Source organism: Longimicrobium sp. (assembly GCF_036399935.1).
Classification (GTDB): domain Bacteria; phylum Gemmatimonadota; class Gemmatimonadetes; order Longimicrobiales; family Longimicrobiaceae; genus Longimicrobium.
Window position 1 is genome coordinate 131277 of record NZ_DASWMD010000083.1, and the last position, 12885, is coordinate 144161.

Annotated in this window: 10 protein-coding genes; 7 read left to right on the forward strand and 3 right to left on the reverse strand. The window is 70.2% G+C overall.

All coding sequences use genetic code 11. The features are described from left to right. Window positions 1-8: 8 nt before the first annotated feature. Entirely contained in the window at window positions 9-737 is a 729-nt protein-coding gene (locus tag VGB24_RS25040) for an arylesterase (protein ID WP_331075669.1), read from the reverse strand. Between VGB24_RS25040 and VGB24_RS25045 the strand changes: the two genes are divergently transcribed. The 5 genes from VGB24_RS25045 to VGB24_RS25065 all read left to right on the forward strand — a co-directional run bounded on the left by VGB24_RS25045 (window position 730) and on the right by VGB24_RS25065 (window position 5834). After that, the gene (locus tag VGB24_RS25045) at window positions 730-1407 is read left to right on the forward strand and encodes an ABC transporter ATP-binding protein (RefSeq protein WP_331075670.1); all 678 of its coding nucleotides are present in this window, start codon (window positions 730-732) and stop codon (window positions 1405-1407) included. The two genes, VGB24_RS25040 and VGB24_RS25045, sit on opposite strands and share 8 nt — an antisense overlap. Next, complete coding sequence (locus VGB24_RS25050) at window positions 1404-4040, forward strand: ABC transporter permease (protein WP_331075671.1); 2637 nt, start codon at window positions 1404-1406, stop codon at window positions 4038-4040. The genes VGB24_RS25045 and VGB24_RS25050 overlap by 4 nt, the downstream gene beginning before the upstream one ends. 42 nt (window positions 4041-4082) lie before the next feature. Beyond that, entirely contained in the window at window positions 4083-4859 is a 777-nt protein-coding gene (locus VGB24_RS25055) for an SDR family NAD(P)-dependent oxidoreductase (RefSeq protein WP_331075672.1), read from the forward strand. Between the two features lie 310 nt (window positions 4860-5169). Beyond that, complete coding sequence (locus VGB24_RS25060) at window positions 5170-5490, forward strand: type II toxin-antitoxin system RelE/ParE family toxin (protein ID WP_331075673.1); 321 nt, start codon at window positions 5170-5172, stop codon at window positions 5488-5490. After that, window positions 5487-5834 (forward strand): helix-turn-helix transcriptional regulator, encoded by a 348-nt coding sequence (locus VGB24_RS25065; RefSeq protein WP_331075674.1) that lies wholly within the window; start codon window positions 5487-5489, stop codon window positions 5832-5834. The genes VGB24_RS25060 and VGB24_RS25065 overlap by 4 nt, the downstream gene beginning before the upstream one ends. Window positions 5835-5849: 15 nt before the next feature. On the opposite strand, the gene VGB24_RS25070 is transcribed toward VGB24_RS25065, so the two are convergent. Continuing rightward, window positions 5850-6767, reverse strand: coding sequence for a hypothetical protein (locus tag VGB24_RS25070; protein ID WP_331075675.1), 918 nt, complete (start codon window positions 6765-6767; stop codon window positions 5850-5852). 373 nt (window positions 6768-7140) lie between these two features. Here VGB24_RS25070 and VGB24_RS25075 point away from each other — a divergent pair, with 373 nt between their 5' ends. Together VGB24_RS25075 and odhB are read left to right on the forward strand one after the other, a co-directional pair. Beyond that, complete coding sequence (locus VGB24_RS25075; RefSeq protein WP_331075676.1) at window positions 7141-10026, forward strand: 2-oxoglutarate dehydrogenase E1 component; 2886 nt, start codon at window positions 7141-7143, stop codon at window positions 10024-10026. 41 nt (window positions 10027-10067) lie between these two features. Further along, complete coding sequence (odhB, locus tag VGB24_RS25080; protein WP_331075677.1) at window positions 10068-11369, forward strand: 2-oxoglutarate dehydrogenase complex dihydrolipoyllysine-residue succinyltransferase; 1302 nt, start codon at window positions 10068-10070, stop codon at window positions 11367-11369. A 130-nt stretch (window positions 11370-11499) separates the two neighbouring features. On the opposite strand, the gene VGB24_RS25085 is transcribed toward odhB, so the two are convergent. Beyond that, window positions 11500-12597, reverse strand: coding sequence for an aromatic ring-hydroxylating dioxygenase subunit alpha (locus VGB24_RS25085; protein ID WP_331075678.1), 1098 nt, complete (start codon window positions 12595-12597; stop codon window positions 11500-11502). Between the last annotated feature and the right edge of the window lie 288 nt (window positions 12598-12885).

Below are 12885 nucleotides of genomic sequence, written 5' to 3' on the forward strand. Positions count from 1 at the left end.
CCGCCCCCTCAGCCGCCGCGCTGCCCCGTGCCGGCGTCGCGCAGCACGGGCTCCAGCGCCTTCCACACCGTCTGGGCGAGAATCCCGTGTCCCTGCGCGTTGGGATGGATGGCGTCGGCGATGTTCAGGTCGCGCTCCGTGGCCACGCCCTCCAGCAGGAAGGGGACGAGCGGAACGTCGTTCTCCTCGGCCAGGTCGGGATACACGCGGTTGAAGCGATCCACGTAGGTGCGCCCCAGGTTGGGTGCCGCCAGCATCCCCACGAGCACGATGCGCGTGTTGGGCTTTGCGGCACGCACGGTGTCGATGATCCCCTGGATGTTGGAGCGCAGCTCGGCGACGGGGAGGCCGTTGAGCATGTCGTTGGCGCCCGTCTCGATCACCAGCACGTCGAACGGCTGCTTGAGGAGCCAGCCACGGACGCGCTGCAGGGCCCCGGCGCTGCGCTCGCCGCTGAGCCCCGCGTTCACCACCTCGAACGGCAGCCCGGCGGAGTCGATCTTCTGCTGGATCAGCGCGGGATACGCCTGCTCGCGCTCCAGCCCGTAGCCGTCGGTAAGGCTGGTGCCCAGGAACATCACCACGCGCCGGTCGGCCGCCACGTCGTCCTCCGCGGAGCCGGCGGGGTTGGACGAACTTTCGGCGGAGCCGTTGCTTTCGGGCGCGCCGCACCCGACAATCAGGGCCGCCAGGGCCACCACCGGCCCGGCACGGCGCAGGGAAGACAGAATGCTCATCGCTGACAATCTCCAGAAAACGTACCGCAGCGGCGGACATCCGCTGGCGGCGCTCAAGAACGTAAGCTTCACCGTGGATCCCGGCGAAACGGTGGCCATCGTGGGTCCATCCGGCAGCGGAAAGACCACGCTGCTGGGGCTGCTGGCCGGGCTGGACCGCCCCAGCGCCGGCCGCGTGCTGCTGGACGGCACCGACCTGGGCGCCCTGACCGAGGACGCGCGCGCCCGGCTGCGGCGCGAAAAGATCGGCTTCGTCTTCCAGTCGTTCCAGCTGATCGCCACGCTCACCGCCCGCGAGAACGTCGCCATTCCCCTGGACCTGGCGGGCGAGGGCGGCGGCGCCGCGCGCGCCGACGAGCTGCTGGAGCGCGTGGGGCTGGCCGGGCGCGGGCACCACTATCCGGCGCAGCTTTCAGGCGGCGAGCAGCAGCGCGTGGCCCTGGCCCGCGCCTTCATACACCGTCCCAGCATCCTGTTCGCCGACGAGCCCACGGGCAACCTCGATGCCGCCACGGGCGAACGCATCATCCAGCTGATCCTGGAGCTGAACCGGGAGCGCGGCACCACTGTCGTCCTGGTGACGCACGACCCCGCGCTGGCCGGGCGGATGGGACGCGTGGTGCGTCTGGCCGACGGCGCCGTGGTGAGCGACGAGCGGAGCGGCGCGTGAAGGCCCTCCGCCCGCAGGCCATCCGCCCGCTGTTCGCGCTGGCGTGGCGGGAAAGCCGCTTCGCCCGGCGGCGCCTGCTGCTCTTCCTGTCCTCCATCACGCTGGGCGTTGCCGCGCTCGTCGCGACGCAGTCGTTCGCCGCCAACCTGCTGGCCGGTGTCCGCGACCAGGCCCGTGCCCTCGTCGGCGCGGACGTCAGCCTGAGCAGCAACCGCGCGCTCGGCCCCAGGACGGAGGCCTTGCTGGATTCGCTGCGCCGCGCCCGGGTGCCCGTGGCGCGGGTGACCGCGTTCGCGTCGATGGCGCTCGTCGAACGTACGGGCGCCGCGCGGCTGGCGCAGGTGCGCGCGGTGGAGCCGGGCTATCCCTACTACGGCGAGATCGTCACCGCGCCGGCGGACCGCTACCCCCAGCTGCAGTCCGGCCGCAACGTGCTGGTGGACCCCGCCATGCTCACCGCGCTCGACGCCCGCGTGGGTGACGAGCTGCGGCTGGGCGAATCCACCTTCACCATCATCGGCACGCTGGAAAAGGTGCCGGGCGCCGTGGGCGTGGGCGCGCTCTTCGCCCCGCGCGTCTACATCCCCGCCCGCTACCTGGCGGAAACGAAGCTGGTGCAGACGGGAAGCCGGGTGGACTACGAGGCGTACGTGCGCCTTCCCGATCCGGCCGCGGCGGACCCGCTCGTCGAGGGCCATCGCCCCATCTTCCGCGCCGAGCGGGTGAGCGCCAACACGGCCAGCGAGCAGCAGGCCGACATGGCCGAGGCGCTGGGCAACCTGGGCTCGTTCCTGGCGCTGATCGGCACCTTTGCGCTGCTGCTGGGCGGCATCGGCGTGGCGAGCGCGATGGGGGCGTACATGGCGCAGAAGCGCGACACGGTGGCCACGCTGCGCTGCCTGGGCGCCACGGCGCCGCAGGTGATCGTCATCTACCTGCTGCAGGCGGGGGCGATGGGGCTGATCGGCGCGGCGGCGGGCACGGCGATCGGCGTGTCGGTGCAGTGGGTGCTGCCGCGCCTCCTGGCCGACCTGCTCCCCGTGGACGTGGAGACCGCCGTCAGCCTGCCCGCGGTGGCGATGGGCATCGGCATCGGCGTGTGGGTGGCGGTGGCGTTCGCGCTGCTGCCGCTGCTGGGGACGCGACGGATCTCGCCCCTGGAGGCCATCCGCCGCCGCGTGGAAGCGGAGCCGACGAGACGCAGGCGGGATTGGTGGACGTTCGGGGGATGGCTGCTCCTGGCGGCCAGCATCGTCGCGCTCGTGCTCTTCCAGGCCCAGGACGTCCGCACGGGGCTGGGCTTCGCGGCGGGGATCGCCCTCACCCTGGCGGCGCTGTGGGCGAGCGCCTGGGGGATGACGAAGCTGGCCCGCCGGGCGCCGACCCGCGCGCTTCCCTATCCAGTCCGCCAGGGCGTGGCGAACCTGTACCGCCCGGGGAACCAGACGGCCGTCGTCGTCCTGGCGCTGGGGTTCGGCGTGTGGCTGCTGGCGACGGTGTACCTGGTCCAGCGCAACCTGCTCGCGCCGCTCGCAATCAACGCGGAGAGCCAGGGCAACCTGCTGCTGTTCGACATCCAGGCAGACCAGGAGCAGGGCGTCACGGCCGAGCTGGGGCGATCGGGAACTCGGGTGATGCAGCGCGCGCCCATCGTGCCCATGCGCATCCACGCCATCAACGGCGTCCCCGCCTCGCGCCTGGCGCCGGACGATCCCGACGCGGATGCCGAGGGTGCGCCGGAGCAGCGGCGTCCGCGCGGGGGCGAGCGCCGCGCCTCGCCGGACGGCGACCGGCCGGAGCGCTGGGCGGTGCGGCGCGAGTACCGGTCGACCTTTCGCGACGAGCTGATCCGCTCGGAAACGGTGATGGAGGGGCGCTGGTGGAATCCCGGCGGCGGGGGCGCGGACCGCAACGGCGTGGCGGAGGTGTCGATGGACATCGCCGTGGCCGAGGACCTGAAGCTCGAACTGGGCGACACCATCACCTGGGACGTGCAGGGCGTGCGCATCCCCACGCGCGTCACCTCCATCCGCGAGGTGGACTGGGGGCGGCTGGAGCCCAACTTCTTCGCCGTCTTTCCCACGGCGGTGCTGCAGGGCGCCCCGCACACCTGGGTGATGCTGGCGCGCGCGCCGTCATCGGGTGCACGTTCGGCCGTGCAGCGCGACGTGGTGCGGCGGTTCAGCAACGTGGCCGTGCTGGACCTTACGTCCATCCAGGCGGCCATCGACGAGGTGCTGGGGCGCGTGGCGGCCGTCATCCGCTTCCTGGCGGGCTTCAGCGTGGCGACGGGGTTCATCGTGCTGCTGGGCGCGGTGCTGGCGGGCCGGCTTCAGCGCATCCGCGAAAGCGTGCTGCTCCGAACGCTGGGCGCCACGCGCCGGCAGATCGCCGGAGTGCTGCTGGCGGAGTACCTTGCCCTGGGGCTGCTGGCCAGCGCCGCGGGAACGGTGCTGGCGATCGGCGCGGGGTGGGCGCTCGCGCGGTGGCTGTTCGAGACGGACTTCGCCGTCCCCGTGCTGCCGCTGCTCTGGCTGTCGCTGGGGGTGACGGCCATCTCGGCGACGGTGGGCATGCTCGCCAGCCGCGAGGTGTTCCGCCACACGCCGCTGGAGGCGTTGCGCGAGGAGTGACGGCTGATGTTCAACAACCCTGAATCGTGAGATGCTGATCCGATGAAGCTTTCCGGAACCGTCCTGATCACCGGCGCCAGCGCGGGCATCGGCCAGGCGTGCGCGCGCGCGTTCGCGGCCGCCGGCGCGCGGCTGATCCTGACCGCTCGGCGCTTCGAGCGGATCGAGCGCCTGGCCGCCGAGCTGCGCGAGGAGCACGGCACCGAGTGCCACCTGCTGGAGCTGGACGTGCGCGACCGCGAGTCCGTCTTCGCTGCGGTCGGCGGCCTGCCCGCGGAGTGGGCGGAAATTGGCGTGCTGGTGAACAACGCCGGCCTGGGGCGCGGCGTCGACAAGCTGCATGCGGGCGATCCGGACGGCTGGGACGAGATGGTGGACACCAACGTCAAGGGCCTGCTGTACGTTTCGCGCGCCGTGACGCCGGGGATGGTGCAGCGCGGGCGGGGGCACGTGATCAACCTGGGGTCGGTGGCCGGTCACGAGGTGTATCCCGGCGGCGCCGTCTACTGCGCCACCAAGCACGCCGTGGGGGCGATCACGAAAGGGATGCGGATGGACCTGCTGGGGACGGGCGTCCGCGTGAGCACGGTAGACCCGGGGATGGTGGAGACGGAGTTCAGCGTGGTGCGCTTCGGGGGCGACGCGGAGCGCGCGGCGAACGTGTATCGCGACATGACGCCGCTGACCGCCGCTGACATCGCGGACACGGTGGTGTGGGTGGCGACGCGCCCGCCGCACGTGAACATCGACGAGATCATCATCAAGCCCACCGACCAGGCCAGCGCCACGCTCGTGCACCGGCCCGGCGCAAAGGCCTGAACGACGCACCCGCAGGCAGAGATGACCCCGTTTCACGCAGAGGTCGCAGAGGGAAAAGAGAGGACGCAGAGGGTTGGGTGCCTCCTCGTCCTACTCTCCTCGATGTGAACGGAGTGTGCAACACACTTGACCGTCGCTACAGGCGCGCTTAAACTGGACGCATCCGAACGCCGGTAGGCCGGCACACAATGAATGGCCCCTCTCCACACACTGATGCCGGAGAGGGGCCATTCGCGTTGTCCAAACCCGGCAAAATCCTTGACTCTCCGCCACCCATACAATATATCATATGGGCACGGGAACATTCAGGTTGAAGAAGGAGCCTGACGTTCAAAGCTTCATCGGCGGGTTGGCCCCCGTGCCTCGACGGCAGGTGGCCCGAGACCTGGAGAAGCTGGCGTCGCGCGGGCTGAAGGCCCTCCCGCCTCTCACCGGGCCCGTCAAAGGGCCTGTGTGGGAACTGCGGTCCAAAGTTGAGGGAGTCGGCTTGTATCGTGTCTTCTACTATCGAGACGGCGAGGCTTCATTCCGACTCTTCTACGCGTACCAGAAGAAGGACGAGAAATTGCCCGACCACGTTCGAGCGGAAGTGATGAAGCGATATGAGCAGCTCACCGGGAGGAAGCTGTGAAGAACTTCTTCAAGCGTACCTCGAAGGAAACGCTTGGCGAGAACGCGCTTCTGCAGGAGATCGATGAAAGGCACTTCATCGCTGAGCAGGTCTTTCATCGGCGCGAGCGCGCGGGGTGGTCACAGGAGGAGCTCGCTGCAGAATGCCGGATGACCCAGGCGCAAGTCGCGCTCGTCGAGGCCGGCCAGGCGAACCCGACACTGCGTTCCCTGGTGAAGCTCGCAAACGCACTTGGCTGTTCCGTATCTGAACTTTCGGCCTCCCCGGCGGACCCGAGCGGCGGCGACGAAGCTACGGAGCTACTGGTCCACGCCGACGAGGCGCATACCGTCGCATACCCGTGAGCCGCTGACGCGCAGTCAGCCGGTCGGGGCGGAGAGGAGCTTGGGAGCGGGGGCCATCAGGGTGCGCGGGTTGGCGTAGGCGCGCTCCTGCAGCTCGGGGATCGTCGCGCCGGATACCAGGAACTTGCCGGTGCCCTCCACGATGCGTCGTTTCAGCAACTCGGCTTGCTCGGGTGCCATCTCGCCGGCATCCAGCCGCTCGCGCACCAGGTCCAGCACCGGCAGGCTCTCGGCGGCCTGCCGGTATCGCTGCGCGGCGGGCAGCGCGCGGAAGAACACCACGCGGTCCCACACCGACACGATCAGCTCGCGCACCGCGGCAATCACGGGCGCGGCGCCCATCAGCTCGAACGTCTTGTCGCTCCCCGAGTCGCACCCCACCACGCTCAGCCCGTTCGGCTGCGCGCCGTGCAGCGTGGCGCAGGCCCCGTACAGCAGGTCCAGGCTGTCCAGCAGCGTCGCCAGCCGCGCGGGGGTGGAAAACCGCCGCGGCGCCTCGATCACCTGCACCACCAGCAGTGCCTGCCCGCCCGCCTCGTCCCCGCGCCGAAGCGCGTCCAGCACAGGAATCCCGCCCTGCCCCAGCAAGTCCGAGAATGCGGGCAGGTGCTGCGTGGCGAACCGCACCCGCTCCGCGAAAGAGAACGCCTCCTGCGCGCGGTTCTCCGCCGCGATCAGCAGCGACCAGGTGTCCGCCTGCTCCAGGGGCGTCACGCCCAGCGCCTCGGCCACCAGCCGCCCGGGACGGGTAAAGCGGTTGGCGCGCAGGCCGTAGTCGCGCAGCGCCCCCAGCAGGCGGGTCAGCAGCTCGCCGGGAACGGGCTCGCGCCGGTATCCCAGCCGCGCCACCTCCACCAGCGGCAGCTCCAGCCCGCTCTCGGACAACGCGCGGACCACCTGGTCTACTCCGTTGATCAGATCGGACTTGCGCATGGGCGAACCGCGTCGGGAAGGGAATGCAAGGGGAGCCCTGGGAACGTACCGGGCAGTGCGAGAGTGCGAAAGGGAAGTGCGTGAGTGCGTGAGTGCGTGAGTTAACGGGCCGCCACTCATCCTCCCGTTCCTCCTCCGTGTCCTCCGTGTGAGGCCCTTCCCCGTCCCTCTCGGTTTGCCCACTTCGTGTCCTCCGCGCCTCCGCGTGAGATGTGCCGTACGCGGCGCGCGCCGTGCGTACACCCCGGGCCACGCGCACGAGGTAGCGGGTTGCGGGGACGCGGCTTAAGTTGTCGGCGCTGCGCCCTCCGCCCCGAGCGGCGGAAGGGCTTACGGGCGCATCCGGCGGCGTGCGCCACCACGAGGGTGTACCATGGCAGATCTTCGCGAGTTCACAGGCCCCAACGCGGCCTACGTGCTCGAACAGTTCGAGCGTTTTCAGCGCGATCCCCAGTCCGTCGACGAGGGGCTGCGCGGCTGGTTTGCGTCCATCGATCCCGCCCAGCTGCGGGAGATCGAAGCGCCCACCCCGGCCGGGACCGCCCCGCAGGCGCCCGCCCAAGCCGATCTCGAAAAGGCGTTCGCCGCCCGCACCCTGGCCCGCTCCCTCCGGGCCCGCGGCCACACCGGCGCCCGGCTGAACCCGCTGGGCCCCGGCGCCGGCCCGGACCCCGTCCTGGACGCGTCCACGCACGGGCTGACGGACGACGACCTGGCGGCGCTCCCCGCGTCGGTGGTGTTCGGCCACCTGGCGGAGTCGCCCAACGCCCTGGCCGAAGTGCAGCGCCTGCGCGACACCTACGCCGGCACCATCGGGTGGGAGTTCCTTCACCTTCCCAACCCCGACGAGCGCACCTGGATCCGCGAGGCCATCGAGTCGCGCCGCTACACCCAGCCGCTGCCCGCCGAGCGCAAGCGCGCGCTGCTGGACCGGCTGTCGCAGGTGGAAGGATTCGAGAAGTTCCTTCATCGCGCCTTCTTCGGGCAGAAGCGCTTTTCCATCGAGGGAACCGACCTGATGGTTCCCATGCTGGACGAGATGGTTGCCGAGGCGGCGCGGGCAGGTGCCGGTGACGTGATGATCGGCATGGCGCACCGCGGCCGCCTGAACGTGCTTACGCACGTGCTGAACAAGCCGTACGCCATGATGCTGTCGGGCTTCGCGAGCGCGCAGGCCGCGCCCGCGCTGGACGCCTACCAGAACAGCGACGAGCCGTCGGGCGACGTGAAGTACCACATGGGGTGGACGGACGAGCGCCAGGTGGACGGCCGCACCGTTCGCGTGTCCCTGTCGCCCAATCCCAGCCACCTGGAGTTCGTGGACCCCATCGTGGTGGGGATGGCGCGCGCGGCCCAGGACGACACCTCGGCCCCGGGCGTGCCCGCCATCGACCATGGCCGCGCGGTGGCCGTGCTCATTCACGGCGACGCCGCGTTCCCCGGCCAGGGGGTGGTGCCCGAGACGCTGAACATGCAGTCGCTGCCCGGCTACACGGTGGGCGGCACCATCCACCTGATCGCCAACAACCAGGTGGGCTTCACCACCGACCCCCAGCAGGGCCGCAGCACCCGCTACGCCAGCGACCTGGCCAAGGGGTTCGAGATTCCCGTCGTGCACGTGAACGCCGACGACGCCGAGGCCTGCCTGGGCGTCGCCCGCTTCGCCCTCGCTTACCGCGCCCGCTGGGGCAAGGACATCGTCATCGACCTGGTGGGCTACCGCCGCTGGGGGCACAACGAGGGCGACGAGCCGCTGTTCACCCAGCCCGTGATGTACGGGGTGATAAAGGACCATCCCACCGCCCGCGAAGCGTTCGCCGCCCGCCTGGTGGAAGAGGGCGTGGTGACGCGCGAAGAGGCCGACGCCTCGCTGAAGCGGGTGCTCGACGAGCTTTCGGCCACGCTCGAGGCGCTGGGCGGGGATGCCGGGGCGCACGGGCACGACACCCCCTCGCCCAACGGGCGGCAGGGCGCGCGTGAGACGGCGGTGCCGCGCGACCGGCTGCTGGAATTGAACGCGGGGCTGGTGGGCCGGCCCGACGATTTCCAGGGCAACTCGCGCCTGGAAAAGGTGCTGCAGAAGCGCGCCGAGGCGGGGAGCGGCGAGCCGGTGATCGACTGGGGGCACGCCGAGGCGCTGGCGTTCGCGTCGCTGCTGGCCGAGGGCGTCGCCGTGCGCATGACGGGGCAGGACGTGGAGCGCGGCACCTTCAGCCATCGCCACGCGGTGCTGCGCGACGCGCGCACGGGCGAGCGGATGAACGTGTTCCACCTGCTGCCGCAGGCGCGCGCCTCGTTCGAGATCCACAACTCGCCGCTCTCGGAGATGGCGGTGGTGGGCTTCGAGTACGGCTACAGCGTGGGCTGCCCGCACTCGCTGGTGCTGTGGGAGGCGCAGTTCGGCGACTTCGTGAACGGCGCGCAGGTGATGATCGACCAGTACCTGGCCGCCTCGTACCAGAAGTGGCAGCAGCGGACGGGGCTGGTGCTGCTGCTGCCGCACGGCTACGAGGGGCAGGGGCCGGAGCACAGCAGCGCGCGGCTGGAGCGCTTCCTTCAATTGTGCGCCGAGAACAACATGCGGGTGGCCAACTGCACCACCTCGGCCAACTACTTCCACCTGCTGCGCAGGCAGGCGGCGCTGCTGGATTCCGAGCCGCGGCCGCTGGTGGTGATGAGCCCCAAGAGCCTGCTGCGCCACGCGCTGGCGTCGTCGACCATCGACCAGCTGGCGACGGGCACCTTTCAGCCCGTGATCCCCGACGCCTCGGCGGCGGACCGCGCCGACTCCGTCACCCGCCTGGTGCTGTGCTCGGGCAAGGTGTACGTGGACCTGGTCGGCGGCACCGACGACCAGCGCAAGGAGCGCGCGGCGGTGGCGGGCATCGAGCGCGTGGCCATCGCCCGCGTCGAGGAGCTGTATCCCTTCCCGGGGCACGAGCTCGCCGAGGTGGTGGCGGGCTATCCCCATCTCCAGGAAGTCGTCTGGGTGCAGGAAGAGCCGCGCAACATGGGCGCGTGGAACTACATGGCGCCGCGGCTGCAATCCATGCTGGGCGAGCTGCCGCTGCGCTACGAGGGGCGTCCCGACCGCGCCAGCCCGGCCGAGGGGTACATGCACCGCCACGTGGCCGAGCAGCACCGCCTGGTCTTCGCCGCCCTTTCCGGCGCGCCGGAGCTTGGAGACGGGGATGCGGCGATGGCGGACTCGGCGGCGGCTGGCGGGATGGCCGCGAGGTTCATCGGAAAGCGAAAGTAGGGGAAGGCTGATGGAGCTAACATCTGCTGCGGAGCGACAGCATGGCCGTTGAAATCCGGGTGCCGCCTCTGGGCGAGTCCGTCGTAGAGGCGACGGTGGGCCGGTGGACCAAGAAGGAAGGGGATCGCGTCGAAAAGGACGAGATCCTGGTGGAGTTGGAAACCGACAAGATCACCGTCGAGGTGGCGGCGCAGGCGGCCGGCGTCATCGAGAAGATCGTGAAGGCCGAGGGCGACACCGTGAGCGTCAACGAGCTGCTGGGCTCGCTGTCTGCCGCCGACGGCGCCACCCCGGCCGACGAAGCGGGCCAGACGGCGGCCGCGCGCTACGAGGAGAAGCCGCAGGCCGCGCAGCCTGAGCCCGAGGCTGCGGCTGCCCCCGCGGCCCAGGAGGGCGGATCGGCGGATGCGCAGACGTCCCCCGCGGTGCGCTCGCTGGTGGCCGAGCACGGCCTGAACGTGGCCGCAATCCGCGGCAGCGGCCCCAACGGCCGCGTCACCAAGGAAGACGTGCTGGCGTTCATCGAGCGCGGCCGGGCCAAGTCGGCGGAGCCCGCGGCGGCGGCTGCCGCGGCTCCGTCCGCGCCCGCGCCCGCGTCCGCTCCGAAGCCCGCGGCGCCCGCTCCCGCTGCGCAGACCGGGGCGCGTGCGGAGACGCGCGAGCGCATGTCGCGGCGGCGCAAGACGATCGCGCGGCGGCTGGTGGAAGCGCAGCAGACCACGGCCAGCCTCACCACCTTCAACGAGGTGGACCTCAAGGTGGTGATGGAGCTGCGCAAGGCGCGGCAGGACGAGTTCGTGAAGAAGCACGGGGTGAAGCTGGGCTTCATGTCGTTCTTCACCAAGGCCGCCATCGGCGCGCTGAAGCAGTTTCCGCGGCTGAACGCCGAGATCCAGGGCGAGGAGATCGTCCTGAAGCACCACTACGACATCGGCATTGCGGTGGGCGCCGAAGAGGGGCTCGTGGTCCCCGTGGTGCGCGACGCCGACAAGCTGGGCTTCGCCGAGATCGAGAAGCGCATCGGCGACCTGGGCCAGCGCGCGCGCGACGGCAAGCTGACGCTGGACGAGCTGCAGGGCGGCACGTTCACCATCACCAACGGCGGGACGTTCGGCTCCATGCTCTCCACCCCCATCCTGAACCCGCCACAGGTGGGCATCCTGGGGATGCACAACATCGTGGAGCGGCCCATGGTGGTGAACGGGCAGATCGAGATCCGCCCGATCATGTACGTGGCGCTCACGTACGACCACAGGATCGTGGACGGCAGCGAGGCGGTGCGGTTCCTGGTGGCCATCAAGCGCATGCTGGAGGACCCAATCTCGATGCTGCTGGAGGGGTGAACTGCAGTGCGTGAGTGCGTTAGAGTGCGTGAGTGCGGTAGTGAACGTCACTCCGCTTCGTGAGGGTGGAGAGAGCCTGTCCCCGTGGGGGCAGGCTCTCTTCATCAGTTCCACCGAGCTGGCCGCATCTTCATCCCCCTATGCCGTCGCCCGTCTCGCGCGCCAGGAGCGTATGGAAGTGGTGCGTGCCCACTTCGCGGCGCGGCGAGTAGCGGCCGCGGTGGTACAGGCGCGACCGTACGCCCTTCTGCACCGCTTCCACTACCTCCTCGTCCTCCATCTCCACGCGGTGCAGGCCGGCCCCGGCACCCGACTCGCGCCTGCTCTCGTCCCACACGTACGACAGGAACGAGACACGGGTGCGGTCGTGCCCCAGCGGCTGCACCAGGTTCACCGACAGCCCCCAGGGATAGAAGTTCAGCATCAGGTTGGGGAAGAGCCACCAGTAGTAGGCAGCCACCAGCGTGCCCTCGTCCGGGTGGCCGGGCGGAAGGGTGAACGCCTCGTCGCGATTCTTCGTGGTCCCCAGCTGCAGGTTGCACCAGTCGAAGGTTTCCGTGCGATAGGTGGCGTAATCCAGCGTTTCCGACAGCGACGCGTGGATGAACGGGATGTGGAATTCCTCCAGGTAGTTGTCTACGTACAGCGCCCAGTTGGCGCGGATCAGGTAGTCGCGCGAGGTGGACGGGTCGAAGTGGAACTCGTCCAGCGGCAGAAATCCGCAGCGCTCGCGCACCGGTCCCATCCACTCGTCGAAGCCGCACGCGGGCTCGATCCCGGTGAACGCCAGCGGTCCCCAGTGCCGCAGGGGCAGGCTCGGGAGATTGTCGGCCGGGGATGGAAAGTTCTCGACGCCGTCGAACTCGGGCATGTGCGTCATGGTGCCATCCAGCGCGAACCGCCGGCCGTGGTAGCGGCAGCGCAGGTGTCGCGCGTGCGTCTCGCCCTCGCAGACGACGGTGCCGCGGTGCGTGCAGACGTTGCTCAGGCAGCGTGTTTCGCCGTCCTCGCCCGCGGCCAGCACCAGCGGTTCGTCCAGGCACCCCTCCAGCAGGGTGAACGGCAGCAGGTGCCCGGGCGCCTTTACCCGCTCCGCCCCTCGCACCATCTGCCAGCTGCGCGCGAACACCCTCTCCTTCTGCACCTGGTACCAGGCCGGCGACGAGTACACCTCGGCGGGCAGTGTCTGCGCGCGGTGGATTTCGGGGTGGATGGTGAACGGCTGCATCGGCGGAGTGCGTTAGTGCGTCAGTGCGGATGGAGGAAAGTAGGGGATGGGGCGCGGCGGGCAAAGCTGCACGATTGTGCGGTGGCGGTTACGATCCCGTAGGCCGCCGGCTCTGCGGGGGCGAATGAACTCCGGGCATGCTGATCCTTCCGATGCTCTACGCATGGTGTGTGGCGGATCCCTCGGCCGCTGCCGACTGGGGCGCTGGGTAGAGCTCGCCGTGGCCGCTTCGTCGGGATGACAGGCGCGCTCCGGCAGATGAAGGCGCGTGCCGAAATCGTGCGGTCC